The organism is Amycolatopsis sp. NPDC003676 (assembly GCF_053587275.1).
Map to the genome: position 1 here is coordinate 30,920 of NZ_JBSFNS010000017.1, position 16,450 is coordinate 47,369.

A 16,450-nucleotide genomic window follows, 5' to 3' on the forward strand; every position below is an offset into this window, starting at 1 on the left:
GCTGCCTCAGCGTTCTCGCCAGCGTCTGCGCCACCACAGCTCGTCGGGATCCGCGCCGGGATCCGGGAGCGTCCTCCGGCGGCACTCGTCGTCAAGCCGCGCGCGTCCGTAACCCAGCGCGCACTGCGCCCGGCGGCTTACGCGGCATTTCCCCTTGAGATCGGAAGCATGTCCGCCATTCTGCCGCAGCGCAGTAAGGCGAGATCAGAACTGGTAGTACAGGAACGGGCTGAAAGTCCCGGTAGCCACCAGGATCGCCGCGTAAACCAGCCCCACCGTCATGACCCCGATCCGCAGCGCCGTCGCTCCGCGGCTTCGGGACGATTCCAGCAGCGGGCCGGTCACCGGGTGCGCCGGGAGGATGAACACGATCAGCGCCAGCAGCAGGATCACCAGTCGTTGGTTCGTCAGCGCGCTTTCCACGACGTCGCCGAGGCCGCCGAAGTCGGGGATCAGCATGTGGCCGATCATCGACAACGCGTGGCCGAGGTCGGCTGAGCGGAAGAAGACCCAGCCGAACACCACGAGGATCAGCGTCAGCACTCGGCGGGCGATGCGGGCTGCCGGACCGGCCGGGGAGTCGCCGAGGTTGAAGCGGCGTTCGATGACCAGGAGTGCGCCGTGGTAGCAGCCCCAGATCAGGAACGTCCATTGCGCGCCGTGCCAGAAACCCGTCAGCACGAAGACGATCGACAGGTTCCGGTAGGTTTTCCCGGCACCGGAACGGTTCCCGCCCAGCGGGATGTAGACGTAGTCGCGGAACCAGCGCGACAGCGACATGTGCCAGCGGCGCCAGAACTCCGTGATCGTCACCGATGAGTACGGGCGGGCGAAGTTCTCCGGCAGCCGGAAGCCGAGCATGCGGCCCAGGCCGATCGCCATGTCCGAGTAGCCGGAGAAGTCGAAGAACAACTGCAGGGTGTAGCCGATCGCGCCGAGCCAGGCCGTCGTGAACGTCATCTGGTTGGCCGGGGTCGAGAAGCAGGCTTCGACCATCGGGCTGAGCGAATCGGCGATGATCGACTTCTTGCACAGGCCCAGCGCGAACCTCGGGAAACCCGCGGCGATGTCGTCCAAGCGGTGCGAACGCCGTTGCGGAAGCTGGTCGGCGATCTCCCGGTACCGCACGATGGGACCCGCCACGAGCTGCGGGAACATCGCGATGTACGCGGCGAACGACACCGGGTTGCGCAGCGCGTGCCGCTCGCCGCGGTAGATGTCCACCACGTACGAGATGTGGTGGAAGGTGTAGAAGGAAATGCCGATCGGCACCACGATGTTCGCGACGCCCATGTCGCCGCCGAACCAGTGCGCGACGGCCGCGATCTGCTGCGTCGCGAAACCTGCGTACTTCCAGATGACGAGCACGAGCACGTCGAGCGTGATGACGCCGATCAGGATCCGCTTCCGGCGCTTGCCGCGGACGTCCCACGGGCTGGGCTCGAGCGCCGGGCCGGCCAGGAAGTTCACCGCCATGCAGAGCAGCAGCAGGAACAGGTACGGGCCGGCGCCGATCGTGTAGAACAGCAGGCTCGCGACCGCGACGATGCCGTTGCGCCAGCTGCGCGGGCACGCCAGGACCGCGATCAGCACCGCGGGCATGAAGTACCACAAGAACAGCGGCGAAACGAACGACATCGGTGACGGACCCCCTCGGTTCCGGAGGAGACCTTAGCCCGAGCGGGTGGCTCCGCGGGGCGATGCCCGACGGATCACAGCACGAATCACTGAGGGTGACGGATTTGGGAGGATTTCGCCCCTCGCGACGGCGCGAGGGGCGGCCGGTTGGTGCGGAGGAACGGGGAAGTGGGCGGGCGTGTGATGCGGCAGCGCGAGGCGCGTGAGCGAGGCGGCCGGTTGGTGCGGGGGAGCGAGGAAGTGGCGGAAGTGCGGCGCGGGCGTGCGAGGTGCGGCGGAGCGGAAGGGTGTGCGGCGCGGGAGTGCGAGGTGCGGCAGAACGGCAAGGTAATGGCCGCACGATGCGGGAGCGCGGGGCGGCGGTTGGCGCGGCTGAGCGGAGGGGCGGCGGCCGTGCAGATACGACGGCAGTTGAGGCCGCGAAACGGCAGCGCGCGAGAACGGCAGCGCGCGAGAACTGCCTCAGCCAGAGGACCAGAAGAGCGGCGAGCGTCCTGGCGCCCTCAGTCGGTGATCCGCCCCAACCACTCGCCCATCAACGTCTTCTCCGCCTCGCTCAACCCCGACACCTGCGGCAACACCGCCCGCAACGCCATCGCCGCCGCGGCGGGGCCGGGCGTTCGGGACACCGGGCGATCCGTGCTGATCGCCGCGATCACCGCTTCCCGGGCCGCGACGGATACCGCAAGGTCGCGGGAATCCGGGGGCGTCGAGATCAGGCTCAACGTCGCCCCGGAACCGGCGGCGTGGATCAAAGCGGCGGCGAGCGGTTCGGGCACCCGGAGCCGTCCGGCTGAAGCGATGCGGCTGACTCGCGCCTCGAGGATCTCCAGCGACTTCTTCAGGGCCGGAGAAGGACCAGGACGGGTGGTCATCAGCAGGTACAAAGCCGGATTAGCCAGGCCGAACTCCAGGTGCTGGTCCCAGCCCCGTCGCAAGTCCTCCAGTGGGTCCTCCGCGGGGGGCTGGGCTGTTTTCGCCTCTAGGTAGTCGGCGTAGCCCTGGACGGTGATGGCGTCCAGCAGGCCGTCCTTGTCGCTGAACAACCGATAGATCGTTGGCGGCTGGGCGCCTGCCGCTGAGCTCACTGCACGGGTCGACACCGCGTCGGGGCCGCCGGTGGACAGCAGGTCCAGGGCGGCCTTGATGATGCGGGCGCGGGCGTCGTCGGGCATGTTATCGACGATAACAGGCCAGTGATTCCAGTGAAATCAGATGCGTCCGGCGATCCGGCGGCGGCGAGCGACCTCGGCCAGCAGCACGCCAGCGGCGACTGAGGCGTTCAACGACTCGACACCGGCGGCCATCGGGATCGAGACCGTCGCGTCGCAGGTCTCGCGGACCAGGCGGGAAAGACCGCGGCCTTCCGAGCCGAGCACGATGACCAGCGGGTCCGCTGCCAGGTCGAGGGCGTCGATGTCGACCGTGCCGTCCGCGTCGAGGCCGACGATCATCAGGCCCTTCGAAGCCCACGCGCGCAGCTGGCGGGTGAGGTTCGTCGCGACGGCGATCGGCAGCTTCGCCGCGGTACCAGCGCTCGTGCGCCATGCGACCGCGGTCATTCCGGCGCTGCGGCGTTCCGGCAGCAGGACACCCTGCGCACCGAAGGCCGCGGCCGACCGGATCACCGCGCCCAGGTTGCGCGGGTCGGTGACGCCGTCGAGCGCGACGAACAGCGGGGTGTTGCCCGAGTCGCGCGCGGCCTGCATCAGGTCGTCGGGATGCGCGTACTCGAACGGCGGCACCTGCAGGCCGAGGCCCTGGTGCATCGCGCGGTTGGTCTTGCGGTCCAGCTCCTCGCGCGGGATCTCCAGGATCGAGATGCCCTTGTCGCCCGCGAGCCGGACGGCCTCGTTGACCCGGTCGTCGATGTCGATGTTGAGCGCGACGTACAGCGCAGTGCCCGGCACGTCCGCGCGCAGCGCCTCGACGACCGGGTTGCGGCCGGCGATCAGCTCCGGCCGGTCGGCCTTCTTCTGCCGGGCCTGGTCACGCTTATTGGCGGCGTTGGCAGCGCGGTACGCCTTGTGCCCGGGCCGGTCCTCGGCCTTCGGGGTCGGGCCCTTGCCCTCGAGCGCCTTGCGCCGCTGCCCGCCCGAACCGACGACGGCGCCCTTCTTGGTGCCGGTCTTGCGGATGGCACCTTTGCGCTGTGAGTTGCCTGCCATGAATCCTCAATCTCTGCTGCCGCGAAGGAAGTCAGGAGTTCCTGACTGTCCATTGCGGACCGTTCGGGGTGTCTTCCACCGCGATCCCCGCCGCCACGAGACGGTCGCGGGCGGCGTCCGCGCGGGCGAAGTCCTTCGCCGCACGGGCCTCCTGGCGTTCGGCCAGCAGGGCTTCCACGAGCGTGCCCAGCGCGTCGCGGACGGGAGTGTCCGAGCCGCCGTCCGCCCAGTCCGGCGACAGCGGGTCGATGCCGAGCACGCCGGTCATCCCGCGGACCGTGCCGGCCAATTCGAGTGCCTTCGTGGTGTCGCCGCCGTCGAGGGCGGCGTTACCGTCGCGGACCGTGTTGTGCACCACGGCGAACGCGGCCGGGGTGGCCAGGTCGTCGTCCATCGCCGCGGCGAACTCCGCCGGAACCTCGCCCACGGAAACCGCGCCGGCCGACTCCGCCCGCCGCAGGAACGCCTCGATCCGCCGGTAGCCCTGCGCGGCTTCGGAAACCGCGCCCTCGGAGTACTCGACCGTGGACCGGTAGTGCGGCTGCACCAGGTAGTAGCGCAGTTCGGGCGCACGGTAGCGCTCCAGCATCGCCGGGATCGCGACCGTGTTGCCCAGCGACTTCGACATCTTCTCGCCGGACATGGTCACCCACGCGTTGTGCAGCCAGTAGCGGGCGAACCCGTCGCCGGCCGCGTTCGACTGCGCGCGCTCGTTCTCGTGGTGCGGGAACACCAGGTCGACGCCGCCGCCGTGGATGTCGAACTCGGCGCCGAGGTAGTTGGTCGCCATCGCCGAGCACTCCAGGTGCCAGCCAGGCCGCCCGTCGCCCCACGGCGTCGGCCACGACGGCTCGCCCGGCTTCGCGCTCTTCCACAGCGTGAAGTCGCGCGAATCACGCTTGCCGCGGGTGGGCGTCTCGCCCTGCTGGACCTCGTCGAGCTGCTGGCCCGACAGCGCGCCGTACTCCGGGAACGACTTCACCGAGAAGTAGACGTCGCCGTCGACGGCGTACGCGTGCCCGGCTTCGATCAGCCGCTCCATCAGCTGGACCATCTGCGTGACGTGCCCGGTCGCGCGCGGCGTGACAGACGGCGGAAGGCAGCCGAGATCCTCGTACGCCTTCTCGAACGCACGCTCGTGCGTCGCCGCCCATTCCCACCACGGCCGTCCGGCGTCGGCGGCCTTGGTGAGAATCTTGTCGTCGATGTCGGTGACGTTGCGGACCAGCAGCACGTCCAGTCCACTGTGGAGCAGCCAGCGGCGGAGCACGTCGTAATTCAGCATGCCGCGGACGTGCCCGATATGCGGTACTCCCTGCACGGTGGCGCCACACACGTAGATCGACGCCGTTCCGCTGCGGACGGGAGAGAACTCCCGGGGGGCACGGGTCGCGGTGTCGTACAGGTGCAAAGCCACGAGGTAAAGGGTACCGGGAGCACTGTGGGAGACGTCGCAGGACGTCAGAGCACGCCGTGCTCCCGCAGCACGCCTAGCAGCGCGTCCGGCCGCTGCGCGGTGGGCAGCGGGTCGACCAGGGCGAACTGGCAGCCCAGCGCACGGGCACCGCCGTCGGCCTCCTCGCTGTCGCCGACCATCAGCGTCTCCTCGGCTCGCACGCCGAGCCGCTCGATCGCCGCCTGGAAGATCTCCGGCTCCGGTTTCACCGCTCCGACCTCGAAGGACAGAGTGAACTCGGCGACGTGCGCGTCCCAGCCGCGCTGGCCGAACGCGGGCCGGATGTCGAACGCGATGTTGCTCAGCACGCCCGCCTTGCGCCCGCTGCTCGCGACTGCCTTCAGTGCGGCTTCGGTGTCCGGGTACGGCGTCCACTGGTCAGGCGCGATGAGCTGCGCGTACAGCGCCTCGGCCTGGTCGCGCCGGGGCACGCCGGACAGCCGCAGGACCTCCAGGTACACCTTCCGGTGCAGCTCCGGGTCGCGGTCGCGGTTGTGCCAGGCGTGCAGGTGCTCCTCGTCCAGTTCGACGGACTGCTCGACCGGCGCGGTCATCCGCCGCATCAGCTCGGTCTGTGCTTCGACGTCCAGCGCCGAACCGTCGTCGTCGCGTACGTCGTCGAGCCAGCCGTCCTGCTGCTCAAGGCGGAAAAGAGTGCCGGAGAAATCGAACAACACCGCGTTGATGGCCACGCGCCAACCCTATCGGGCACTCCGGGTGCGATGCCGCCCGTTTGTGGTGCCCGGCTCACCTTCGCGCCTTTCTGTGCGAGCGTGGTCTGATGACCGAGGTGCGTCTGAACAATCTGGCGGGCGCGACCGAGACGGCGGTGATCGTGCCGGTGCCGGCCGCGGACGCGGTCGCGGGCGCCTATCGAGAAGTCCTGGACCGCTCGGCCGCGTGGGGTGTTCCGGCGCACGTCACGGTCGTTTACCCGTTCGTCCCGCCGGACCTGATCACCGAGGCTGTGGTCGAAGACTTGCGCGAGGTGCTGACGACGGCCAGCTCATTCGAGTGCACGTTCTCGCGGGTTTCCTGGTTCGGGAAGGACGTTGCGTGGCTGGCTCCTGACCCGGCCGAGCCCTTCCGGGCGTTGATCGAGCTGGTATGGCGCAGGTTCCCCGAGTACCCGCCGTATGGCGGCGCCCATACCGAGCTGATCCGATGCGTAGCCGGTCCGAGGCCGGCGGTCATCCAGCCGGGACGTACAGCTCCACGAATTCCGGCGTCGCGTCGAGCCGGACCTTCAGGATCGGCACCGCCTTGTTCACCGGGTCGCCGCGGTCGTCGAACGAGATCATGCCGCTCGCTCCCGGTACCGCGGACTGGCCGTGCAACCGGTTCCTGGCCTGCAGCACATCTTGCGCGGTGACCTGCTCCGGAGACACCCGCGGGATCCCCCGGATGGCCCAGACCACGGTCAGCACCGCGTCGTGCGCCAGGATCGCGATGCCGTCGTCCAGCCGCTCCCGGGGGAAGACCGCGGTGAAACAGCCGTCGCACCCTGGTTCTTCGAAGCTCGCGACGGCCGCCTTGTTGAACGACTCCGGATGGTCGCGCCAGGCCTGCGGGTGCGCGAGCCCGGGCGCGAGCACGGTGACGTTCGCCTGGAGGCCGCGGCGCATTTCCGGACCGGGCGGGCCGACCTGGGCGAGGTCGCCGGTCAGCACGGTCAGGTGCTTGTCGAGGCACGGCCGCTGGGCGAGCTGCGCGACGAACGACTTCAGATGGTCCTCGCGGCCGGCGAAGTAGACGACGTCCGGGTTGTCGCCGCAGATATTGGGCATCATCTGCAGGAACGTGTTCTCGATCCCGGGCAGGCTGGAGTCGTAGGACTCGGTGCGCCCGACGATCCGGTGCGTGGCGTCGGCGAACGTCTTGGTGAACGCCGTGGCCAGCGTCTTCGGGTACAGGTCGCCGGGGTTCTGGTCCTGCACGACGGTGGCGGTGTGCGCGGTCGGCTTCACGTAGCCGGCCATCGAACTGCCGTAGGTCGAGCTGGTCGGGGACACCCGCAGGAACCCGGGGATCTGCGAGAACTCGTCGGCGGCCAGATGCGACGCGACGACCGGGACGCGGTGGTCGGACAGCTTCTGGATGGCGCTGCGCGCGGTGTCGAGGCTCAGCCCGATCCCGGTCACGCCCACGATCCGGTCCGCTCCGGTGCGCCCGATCAGGTCGTCGACCACCGGCTCCCACTGTTTGAGCTGGCTGCCGGGGTTCGCGAGCAGCAGCCGGATGAGCGGCACGCTGCCCCACGACTGCGTTTTGTTGGCCCGGTGCTGTGCGACATACGCCCCTTCGAGCTGATGCCGCACCCATTCGGGGGAGAGAATGTCGTGGTCGGTGAGCGTCATCGGCAGCAGCACCGCGATGGTCACGTACGGTTTGCCGGAGCTGACGGTTTCGGTATTTTCCTGATGAATTCTGTTTTCCACATCCGCGAGGTCGGGAGAGAACACGAATTCGCCGTCAGTCGTGCCGATGCATTCGGAATTCTCACCCCGCTCCTCGACGCCGGTACCGCACGTGCGATTCGCCTCGCTGATCGCCGGGACCACGACGAACGCCGCGACGACGATGACCACGACCAGCAGCACCGCGCCGCCGCCCCACAGCCATTTCGCCCACGTCGGCCGCGGCGGTTTGATCCGTTGCGTCATCGGTAGCGCTCCGCTCGCTCGTGCAGCAGCATCGATCCTCGTCCCCGGCCTTGGGCCAGATGGTGGAATCCGCTCTCGATCGTGGCGTTGAGGGTGCCGCCCGGGTCACCGAGCGGATCGCGCGCCAGCCACAGCGAAGCGACCAGCCACGCCACCGTCGTCTCCAGTTCGCCTTCCCATTCCCCGACGTGCTGCTGCACCTGCGTGTACGGATCCGCGTTCTCGACAAGGCGGTTGGGCGCGGCGGTGATCGTGTCCAGTTCGGCGAGCCACGCTTCCGCGGTCGGCACGTCGAACTCGGCGTGCGCCGCGGCGAGCGGCTTGCACAGGTGCGTGACGACCGCGTCGACGTTTTCGAGCGCCAGATCGTGGTAGCGCGCGGCGGCGACCCGGCCGTTCTTCTCGTAGAAATCGCGGCAGCGCGTGTGCACCTTCTCCCAGCTCAACGGGTGATCGTCGGCGCGCGTAGCCAGCTTCCGCAGCAGCAACCGGCGCAGCCACGGGTGCAGGACGTAGCGCGACGGATCGTCCGGATCCGCCCGCAGCCACAGCTGATCGGCGAGCTGTTTGAACAGCGGGCCCTCGCCCATCGGATTGCGCAGATCGAGAATTTCCTTGTGGAACAGCATTTCCACGTCGACCGCGGCGCTCGCGGTGACGAGTTCCTGGCGGCTCGCGGTCGAAAAGTCCTGCAGCAGGTAGTCGCACATCTCGGCGAGCAAAGTGGAATCACTGCCGTCTTCCGCGGTTACCTTGGTGTACAAGGCTTCCCGCAACGTGTTCGGGTTGGCCGGCTCGTAGCGCGCGGCGAGAGTGTGCAGCAGTTCCCGCACCGCGCCGGGATGCCCGTCGGTGAGCCGGGACAGGAACCGCGGCAGCCGCGACGTCGGGTGCACGTCGTGCGCGGCGGCGACATCGACGACGTCGCCGCTGGACAGCGTGCCGAGTTCCAGCAGGTACCACGGGGACCAGCGGTTGTCCGGCTGGCCGGGGATCCAATCGGTCTCCACGTGCGCGGGCAGCCGCGGCACCGGCCATTCGAGACCGCTCGTCCGATGCTCGGGGTTGCGGCGGATTTCCCGGTCGCTGCCAGGATGCGCGGTGACCATCGACCAGCTTTCGCCCCAGTCCGGATTCCATGTCCGGCTCGTCGCGATCACCACGAGCGGATCGGCCTCGTCCGGCGTGTGCCTGCGCGATTCGGCGAGCGCGCGCAAGAAGTCCTGCCCGCCCTTCGTGTGCGCGTTGTCCAGCAATACCAGGCAATTCATCGTCCGGCGGGTGCCGGAGAGGCCGGAGTACGCGCGGCGCAGGTCGGCGAGGAACGCGTCGCAGATGATCGCGTCGACCGCCGCCCGGTCGTCCTCGTCGCCGTGCGCGTGCTTGGCGATCTCGATCAGGAAGTCCTGGTGATTGCCGTGCCCGGTCGGCATGGCCTTGACCTTGCCCATCAGCCGCCGCCGGTCGTACCAGCTGAGCCCGCGCAGCAGCAGTTCGGTCGCCTCGTTCCAGCCGGGGAGGCTGTTGCCGGACGTGACGCCGCCGACGAGCTTGACGACGTCCACGATCGCGTCGCGATTGCGTTCCAGCGGCTGGTTTTTCGCGATCAGGTCCCGGAGCTTGCGCAGCGCGGCCCTGCGGTCGCCGAGTTCCACCGGCGCGCTGAGCACGAGCATGCATAGCCACAGCCGGGGAAACGCGATACGGCCGAATTGCCGCCATTGCCGGCCGAGATCAAACGCCAAGTGGCCTAACAGTTCCCGCGGCTGAATCTGCTCCCAGTCGCGCCGCTCGAAATCGACGAGCGCGTGCGGGATGTCCTCGCACCGGGTGCGCAATTCCTCCAGCAGCGCCGACTTCCCGGAGCCGCGCACGCCTAGCGCCACCGCGATCGGCAACGGTCTGCTCTGTCCTCCCGGACGGCTCAGCAGTTCTTCGACCAGCCTTCCGGTGATCGAACGTACTCCGGACAATCGATGCGCATCGACGGGCATCGTCCCCCTTTGGCCCGGGCGGCCCCGCTCCATGCCGCCGCAAACGTCGCGGAATAACTATAATGAGCCGCGGGTACTCGCGCAGAAGTTAGCGGAGATCTTTGCCCGATCGACGAAGATCGTTTTACCGGACCGTGTTGTTCTCGCTGGTCAAGGATCGGGGAAAATGGAATATCACGATTTCCCGCGCGAGCGCATTTCGCTCAGCCGCGCACCAGCAGTGCGGTCGCGACCGCCGCGATGCCCTCACCGCGTCCGGTGAGGCCGAGCCCGTCCGACGTCGTTCCCGAGACGCTCACCGGCCCGCCGATCGCGTCGCTCAGCACCTGCTGCGCCTCGTCGCGCCGCTTCCCGATCCGCGGGTGGTTGCCGATGACCTGGACGGTCGCGTTGGCTACCTGCCAGCCCTCGGCCCGCAGCAACGCGCGCACCTCGACGAGCATGTCGGTGCCGTGCGCGCCGTCCATGCGCGGATCGCCGGTGCCGAATACCGCCCCGAGATCGCCGAGACCGGCCGCGGACAGCAGGGCGTCGCACAGGGCGTGCGCCGCGACGTCGCCGTCCGAGTGGCCCGCACAGCCGTCGACTCCGGGCCACTGCAAGCCGGCCATCCAGCATTCCCGGCCCGGTTCGACAGGATGGACGTCGACGCCGTTGCCTACCCGCAGATCGGTCACAGGGGGTCCTCTCGGTCTCCGCCTGCGACGAGCGCCTCGGCGAGGGTCAGTTCGAAGGCGCTCGCGACGCGCATCGCGTCCGGATCGCCGGGGACGGTGGCCGCGCCGGCGGTGTCGGCGAGACCGGGGTCGGCGGAATCGGCGAGCGCGGAACGGAATGCGGAAAGGGAAAAACCAACCGGGGTTTGTGCGCTGCGGAGACCGTCGCGATCCACCGTGGCGGTGACAATTCCGTTCTCGTCAGTGGTTTTCACCGTGTCGGACATCGGCAGCACCGGAACCGCGACGGGCGCGCCTTCCTGGACCGCGGCCAGCACGTGGCGGACCGTCCGTTGTGGAGTGAACGCCCGGAGCGCGTCGTGCACCAGCACGACGGCGCCGGGGGAAAGAAGCGGCTCGACGGCGGCGAATGCCTGCCGGAGCGATGCGCCGGGAACGACCCGGCACTCGAGGCCGCCAAGAGCCTCGGAAAACGACTTCGCACACCGCTCGGGGGCTGCGGCGACCACCAGATCGATTTCCGGTGTGCCGAGCAGCCCCCGCACGGTGTGCGTGAGTAGTGCTGCACCACCGACCGACGTGAGCGCGAACTCGGGATCGGCCGGACGGTGCGCGACAGTCACGAACGCGACACTGAGCACCTGTGGGTTCATCAGGTCGTGATCGTAGGGAACCGGTTGCCTCGGCGGCGAACCGGAGGACCCGGGGTCAGACCGTCGCGGTCTCTAGAACCTCGTCGAGGAGCGTTTCCGCCTTGCCCTCGTCGGTGCCCTCCGCGAGCGCGAGCTCGCTGACCAGGATTTGCCGTGCCTTCGCCAGCATGCGTTTCTCGCCGGCTGAAAGTCCGCGGTCCTTTTCTCGCCGCCAGAGGTCGCGCACCACTTCGGCCACCTTGTTCACATCGCCCGAGGCGAGCTTCTCCAGGTTGGCCTTGTACCGACGAGACCAGTTCGTGGGCTCTTCGGTGTGCGGAGCACGCAGAACATCGAAGACCTTGTCCAGTCCTTCTTGCCCGACGACATCGCGTACGCCGACGATCTCGGCGTTGTCAGCGGGCACGCGAACCGTAAGATCCCCTTGCGCGACTTTGAGGACGAGGTACTTCTTTTCCTCGCCCTTGATCACGCGGGTCTCGATCGCTTCGATGAGTGCGGCACCGTGGTGCGGGTAGACGACGGTCTCTCCGACCTTGAAAACCATGTGTCCTCTGCCCCTTTCGCTGACTCCATCCTATCACGGCCCGTCGGCGGCCACCTAGCGACCCGGGATCGTCGTCGCAGGTCAGCGGCCTGGGCAGGGCTTGACAAACCGGTTTTCGCCGTGCTCATGCAGGTGAGCCACGAGCACCTCGACCAGTGCCGTGGGATCCTTTGTGGACAGTCGATCGGCCGGGAACGCACACCGGTTCCGCGCGCGGAGAAGCGCCCGGCTAGTCTTCGGGAAGGACGAGGCCGTGAAAGGGAAGGACTCTGACGTGAGGCTGCAGAATCGCCGCGTGCTCGGCGCAGGCGTGTCGGCGCTCGGCGCCGCACTCGTGCTCGCCGGTTGCGGAGCCGGTCAGATCACTCAGACCGACACCCAGCAGCCCGCCGTCAACGGCACCTACGCCCAGGTGAAGACGATCGTGCTGCGCAACGTCGCGGTGCAGTACCCGGCGCAGGGCCCCGGCTACGCGGCCGGTTCGCCCGCCCCGCTCACGCTCACCGTGATCAACCAGGGCCAGAAGGACGACAAGCTCGTCTCGGTGACCTCCGAAGGCGCTTCCGGCCCCGCGCAGATCTCCGGCGACTCGGCGATCGTCGCCGGCCACTCGCTCGTGATCGGCCCGGCCGACGCGGTCGAGCAGGGTGCCCCGGCGCAGCCGGAATCGGCGAACAGCACGCCGGCTTCGGAGACCAACTCGGCCGCCAACGGCGCGCCCAGCTCGGCTCCGGGCTCCGCCTCGAACAGCGCGTCGAACTCGGCCCCCAACTCGGCGTCGAACACGCCGCAGGCGGGCGAGAACGGCGGCGCGGCGAGCCAGCTCGGCACCGGCAAGGTCGTCCTGCAGGGCCTCAAGCAGCCGCTGTGGCCGGGCGCGACGATCAAGGTCACCTTCACCTTCCAGAACGCCGGCCCGATCGTGGTCGAGCTGCCGGTCGCCGCGCCGGCGCACCCGCGTTCCTGATCGCCGCCGCGATTTCTGTCGGTGCCCGCCGATAGCCTGCCGGCGTGGTGAAGAAGACCAACACCGTCCACCGGTGCGCGGAATGCGGGTACGAAACGGCGAAGTGGCTCGGCCGCTGCCCGGAATGCCAGGCGTGGGGCACGCTCGAGGAGCGCGGCTCCGCGAAACCGGCGATCGCGCGGGTGGCCGCCGGAGCGCCGAGCGCGCCCGCGCGGCCGATCGCCGAGGTCGACGTCGAGGCGGCCCGGGCGAAGGCCACCGGCGTGCCGGAGCTGGACCGCGTGCTCGGCGGCGGGCTGGTGCCCGGCGCGGTCGCGCTGCTGGCGGGCGAACCCGGGGTCGGCAAATCCACGCTGCTGCTCGAAGTCGCCTACCAATGGGCGGTCACGGCCGGGCGTTCGCTGTACGTCACGGGCGAGGAATCGGCGGGGCAGGTCCGGCTGCGCGCCGAGCGCACCGGCAACGTGCACGGTGAGATGTACCTCGCCGCGGAGAGCGATCTGTCCGCGATCCTCGGGCACGTCGACGCGGTGAAGCCGGGCGTGCTGATCGTCGATTCGGTCCAGACCATGGCGTCGCCGCAGGTCGAGGGCTCGCCGGGCGGTGTCACGCAGGTCCGCGCGGTCACCTCCGGGCTTGTCGCGCTCGCCAAGGAACGCGGGCTGCCGGTCGTGCTCGTGGGACATGTCACGAAGGACGGTTCGGTCGCCGGTCCGCGCGTGCTGGAGCACCTGGTGGACGTGGTGCTGCAATTCGAGGGCGACAAGCATTCGACGCTGCGGATGGTGCGCGGCATCAAGAACCGGTTCGGCGCGGCGGACGAGATCGGCTGTTTCGAGCTCACCGAGGAAGGCATCGTCGGCGTGCCCGACCCGTCCGGGCTGTTCCTGAGCCGGACGGCGGAGCCGGTGCCGGGCACCGCGGTCACCGTCGCGGTCGAAGGAAAACGGCCGTTGCTGGGCGAGGTGCAGGCGCTGGTGTCGAGCAGCGGCATGCCGCAGCCACGCCGCGCGGTGAGCGGCCTCGACGCGGCACGGATCGCCATGGTGCTCGCCGTGATGGAAAAACGCGGCCGGATGAAGCTGGGCGACAAGGACGTCTACGTCGCCACGGTCGGCGGCATGAAGATCACCGAGCCCGCCATCGACCTGGCGCTGGTGCTCGCGCTGACCTCGTCGCTGCACGACGTGGCCCTGTCACCGCGATTGGTAGCGGTGGGCGAGGTCGGGCTGGCGGGCGAGATCCGGCGGGTGCCGAACGTCGCCCGCCGACTGGCCGAGGCGGCGCGGCTGGGTTTCACGCACGCGTTGGTGCCGCCGGATTCCGGCAAGCTCCCGGACGGCATCCGTGTGCTGGAGGTACCCGACGTGGCGAGCGCGCTCAACGCGGCGAACCACGCGAAATGATCAGTCTCCCGGCCGGTCGGTCGTCTCGGAGGAGAACTGGGCGGAGCTGACCAAGGTGCCGGGCGCGAAGCCGGTGACGGTGCTCGTGGAGAGCACCTGGATGTCGGTGAGCTGAAGCCGCGTCGCGTCGACTGAGACGAGCATTTTGTACGGGCCGGTGGGCACCGCGTACTGTGTGAAGTCCGGACCGGTCTGCACCCGCTGGAAGCCGAGCGCCGGGTCGTCCATCGCTTTCATGAAGGCGAGCCGCAGCTCGCGCGACGCGTACCCGGAAGCGAGCACGTTCAGGATCATCCCGGTCGCCGACGGATAGCTGATGCGGCTAGGGACCTTCGGAGTGCCATAAGCCAACGGCTGTGGCAGTGGTCCGTCGCCGATGGGCGACAGCGCCGGAGGGATTCGGTCCTTCAGGAGGCGATTGGCCAGGCTGTTGGGGTCGGTTGGCAGGCTCGCGACGAATTCCGGGGTCGGCAGGGACCAGCCCACAGTGCCGGCGGGTGAATCTCCGCTGGGAACGCGGAAGTCGGGCGTGAACCGCCCGCCGGGCGCGGACTGCTCGGCCTGGGACGGCCCGGGCAATTTCGCGCTGTCCCGGGGCTCCCCGCCGAGCAGCGTCGGCGGTTCGGCCCGGGTCCAGCGGCGTTTCCAGATTCCGGTCGGGTCGGCCGGGATCCACAGGTCCACCTGGTCCCGAACCCTGAACACACTGGTCCCGTTCACCAACGCGGTGCGGCTGTACTTGGTCACGAGGTGGGTGAACGGCGCGCCCGCTTCGCGGCGGTCCGCCGGGGAACCTGGGCCCGCGGGAGCCAGCGTCGACGGCGCGCTGGCGAGTTCCCGGACCACGACCACGCCGCCGGTGACGAGCGCGACCGCCGCGGCGACCGCGATCCATCGCCACGCGCCGGAGCGCTGTTTCCGTTGCGGGACAACGGGTTCGTCGGATTCACTCACGGCCGCGGCGGCCCGCATCATGCTCGCGCGGGCCCGGTCGAGTTCGGCGCGGTCGGTGGCGGCCTCGTGCGGATGCAGTGCGGCGAGGGCCTCGTCGAGTTCGGCATCGGACCACAGATGCCGCACGGTGTCGTCGTTCACTGTTCCTTCGCCTCCTCGCGGCTCGATGCGGCTGCGTTGGTGCGCAGCCATCTGCGGATCCGGTGCAGCCTCGACCGCACGGTGCCCGGCGGGATGCCGAGTGCCTCGGCGACTTCGACCGGTTCCAGCCCGGCCCACGAGACCAGCAGCAGCGTGTCGCGGTCGGCGACGCTCAGCTTGGCGAGCGCACCGGCCAGCTGTGCCGTGCGGGCCTGCGCGTCCACCTGCTCGGCGACCCGGGTGTCGTGCCCGCCGTGGCCGCGGTCGCCGGAATTCGCGAGCCGCGCGGTGGCTCGCAGTGCCCGGGTTTCGCTGCGGACGTGGTGGCGCAGCAGGTTCGTCGCGATCCCGTACAGCCACGAGCGTGCGGTGCCCAGTTCCGGCTGATAAGACTCCCGCCGGCGCAGCGCGACCAGGAACGTCTCGGCGACGAGGTCGTGCGCCGTGTCCGGGCCGACGCGGCGCGCGAGGTAGCGGTGCATGGTCGCCGCGTGCGCGTCGAACAGCCGCCCGAACGCCGGGGCGGGATCGGGGCCGCCCAGGTCGGGGCGGTCCTGCGGGCCGGTCGACACCGGCTCGGGACCGTCATGGGTCACCTGCATACCTGTTCTTGCCCGCACGGCCGGCGAGCGTTCACGGCGTTACCAGATGGGGTGGTCGCTGAACTTCTCCAGCGTGCTCACCGACGGCCGGACGAACCAGAGCCCGGCGCTGTAGCCGATCAGGCCGATGGCGAAATTCGAGAACGTCGCGAGCAGCTCGGTGAAGCCGAGCTTGCCGTGGTTTCCCCAGAGATCCACCAGCGCGGACACCCCGAGCGCGATCAGGCAGCTGACCGACAGCAGCGTGAAGCAGGTGGTGAGCGCCGCGCGCGTGCTGCGAGCCCGGGCGATCACCAGATAGTCGCCTTGCAAGCAGCGGCGTGCGGACAGCACCACGACGGCGATGGCGAGCACGGACAGCAGCGGCAGCAGCAGGGCGGCGAGACCGAGCAGGCCGCTCGGCAGGCTGTGCCCGTGCAGCGGACGGTTCACGAGCGCGGTGATGCCGAAAACGAGCAGCGTGCCGATCGCCAGCGCGACCCCGACGACCACGGAAGCGACGCGCACCCGGGCGGCGAACAGCGGCGGCAGCGGGGCGTACTCCGCGGACTGCTGCCCGTAGTACTGCTTCACCGCATCACCTC

15 protein-coding genes and 1 pseudogene are annotated in these 16,450 nt (G+C 69.4%); 3 read left to right on the forward strand and 13 right to left on the reverse strand.

The annotated features are described in order from the left end of the window. Positions 1-204: 204 nt before the first annotated feature. From ACWDNU_RS13795 to ACWDNU_RS13815, 5 genes are all read right to left on the reverse strand, one after another. Positions 205-1,638 (reverse strand): MBOAT family O-acyltransferase, encoded by a 1,434-nt coding sequence (locus ACWDNU_RS13795; protein WP_370933656.1) that lies wholly within the window; start codon positions 1,636-1,638, stop codon positions 205-207. A gap of 503 nt (positions 1,639-2,141) precedes the next feature. Then, on the reverse strand, positions 2,142-2,813 hold the full coding sequence (locus ACWDNU_RS13800; RefSeq protein WP_449669061.1) for a TetR/AcrR family transcriptional regulator: 672 nt from the start codon (positions 2,811-2,813) through the stop codon (positions 2,142-2,144). A 36-nt stretch (positions 2,814-2,849) separates the two neighbouring features. Beyond that, complete coding sequence (rlmB, locus tag ACWDNU_RS13805) at positions 2,850-3,806, reverse strand: 23S rRNA (guanosine(2251)-2'-O)-methyltransferase RlmB (RefSeq protein WP_370933658.1); 957 nt, start codon at positions 3,804-3,806, stop codon at positions 2,850-2,852. A 31-nt stretch (positions 3,807-3,837) separates the two neighbouring features. Continuing rightward, positions 3,838-5,223, reverse strand: coding sequence for a cysteine--tRNA ligase (gene cysS, locus ACWDNU_RS13810; RefSeq protein ID WP_370933659.1), 1,386 nt, complete (start codon positions 5,221-5,223; stop codon positions 3,838-3,840). A gap of 44 nt (positions 5,224-5,267) precedes the next feature. Further along, entirely contained in the window at positions 5,268-5,954 is a 687-nt protein-coding gene (locus ACWDNU_RS13815; protein ID WP_370933660.1) for an HAD family hydrolase, read from the reverse strand. Positions 5,955-6,043: 89 nt separating this feature from the next. On the opposite strand from ACWDNU_RS13815, the pseudogene ACWDNU_RS13820 reads away from it, so the two are divergent. Continuing rightward, a pseudogene (locus ACWDNU_RS13820) lies at positions 6,044-6,388 on the forward strand (2'-5' RNA ligase family protein); the annotation flags it as partial. 64 nt (positions 6,389-6,452) lie between these two features. Here ACWDNU_RS13820 and ACWDNU_RS13825 read toward each other — a convergent pair. The 5 genes from ACWDNU_RS13825 to ACWDNU_RS13845 form a co-directional block, all read right to left on the reverse strand. Then, a complete protein-coding gene (locus ACWDNU_RS13825; RefSeq protein ID WP_449669062.1) occupies positions 6,453-7,925 on the reverse strand; it encodes a hypothetical protein in 1,473 nt (490 codons plus the stop codon). Next, positions 7,922-9,919 (reverse strand): hypothetical protein, encoded by a 1,998-nt coding sequence (locus ACWDNU_RS13830; RefSeq protein WP_449669063.1) that lies wholly within the window; start codon positions 9,917-9,919, stop codon positions 7,922-7,924. The genes ACWDNU_RS13825 and ACWDNU_RS13830 overlap by 4 nt, the downstream gene beginning before the upstream one ends. Positions 9,920-10,122: 203 nt before the next feature. Then, positions 10,123-10,587, reverse strand: a complete 465-nt coding sequence (ispF, locus tag ACWDNU_RS13835) for a 2-C-methyl-D-erythritol 2,4-cyclodiphosphate synthase (protein ID WP_344266674.1) — start codon at positions 10,585-10,587, stop codon at positions 10,123-10,125. Positions 10,588-10,592: 5 nt separating this feature from the next. After that, positions 10,593-11,249 (reverse strand): IspD/TarI family cytidylyltransferase, encoded by a 657-nt coding sequence (locus ACWDNU_RS13840; protein WP_449669064.1) that lies wholly within the window; start codon positions 11,247-11,249, stop codon positions 10,593-10,595. 55 nt (positions 11,250-11,304) lie between these two features. Next, entirely contained in the window at positions 11,305-11,796 is a 492-nt protein-coding gene (locus ACWDNU_RS13845) for a CarD family transcriptional regulator (RefSeq protein WP_009084200.1), read from the reverse strand. Between the two features lie 274 nt (positions 11,797-12,070). On the opposite strand from ACWDNU_RS13845, the gene ACWDNU_RS13850 reads away from it, so the two are divergent. Continuing rightward, complete coding sequence (locus tag ACWDNU_RS13850) at positions 12,071-12,763, forward strand: hypothetical protein (protein WP_449669065.1); 693 nt, start codon at positions 12,071-12,073, stop codon at positions 12,761-12,763. 44 nt (positions 12,764-12,807) lie between these two features. Next, entirely contained in the window at positions 12,808-14,169 is a 1,362-nt protein-coding gene (radA, locus tag ACWDNU_RS13855) for a DNA repair protein RadA (RefSeq protein WP_370933666.1), read from the forward strand. Here radA and ACWDNU_RS13860 read toward each other — a convergent pair whose 3' ends face one another. Genes ACWDNU_RS13860 through ACWDNU_RS13870 form a run of 3 tightly spaced genes read right to left on the reverse strand, consistent with a single transcriptional unit; the run spans position 14,170 to position 16,439 of the window. Further along, complete coding sequence (locus ACWDNU_RS13860) at positions 14,170-15,264, reverse strand: hypothetical protein (protein WP_449669066.1); 1,095 nt, start codon at positions 15,262-15,264, stop codon at positions 14,170-14,172. After that, a complete protein-coding gene (locus ACWDNU_RS13865) occupies positions 15,261-15,866 on the reverse strand; it encodes an RNA polymerase sigma factor (RefSeq protein WP_449669067.1) in 606 nt (201 codons plus the stop codon). The genes ACWDNU_RS13860 and ACWDNU_RS13865 overlap by 4 nt, the downstream gene beginning before the upstream one ends. Before the next feature lie 39 nt (positions 15,867-15,905). Next, positions 15,906-16,439, reverse strand: a complete 534-nt coding sequence (locus ACWDNU_RS13870; protein ID WP_370933669.1) for a hypothetical protein — start codon at positions 16,437-16,439, stop codon at positions 15,906-15,908. Between the last annotated feature and the right edge of the window lie 11 nt (positions 16,440-16,450).

Coding starts and splice junctions, on each gene's coding strand:
- ACWDNU_RS13795 (WP_370933656.1), bottom strand. CDS start 1,638: ATGTCGTTCGTTTCGCCGCTGTTCTTGTGGTACTTCATGCCCGCGGTG.
- ACWDNU_RS13800 (WP_449669061.1), bottom strand. CDS start 2,813: ATGCCCGACGACGCCCGCGCCCGCATCATCAAGGCCGCCCTGGACCTG.
- rlmB (WP_370933658.1), bottom strand. CDS start 3,806: ATGGCAGGCAACTCACAGCGCAAAGGTGCCATCCGCAAGACCGGCACC.
- ACWDNU_RS13825 (WP_449669062.1), bottom strand. CDS start 7,925: ATGACGCAACGGATCAAACCGCCGCGGCCGACGTGGGCGAAATGGCTG.
- ACWDNU_RS13830 (WP_449669063.1), bottom strand. CDS start 9,919: ATGCCCGTCGATGCGCATCGATTGTCCGGAGTACGTTCGATCACCGGA.
- ACWDNU_RS13840 (WP_449669064.1), bottom strand. CDS start 11,249: ATGAACCCACAGGTGCTCAGTGTCGCGTTCGTGACTGTCGCGCACCGT.
- ACWDNU_RS13845 (WP_009084200.1), bottom strand. CDS start 11,796: ATGGTTTTCAAGGTCGGAGAGACCGTCGTCTACCCGCACCACGGTGCC.
- ACWDNU_RS13865 (WP_449669067.1), bottom strand. CDS start 15,866: ATGCAGGTGACCCATGACGGTCCCGAGCCGGTGTCGACCGGCCCGCAG.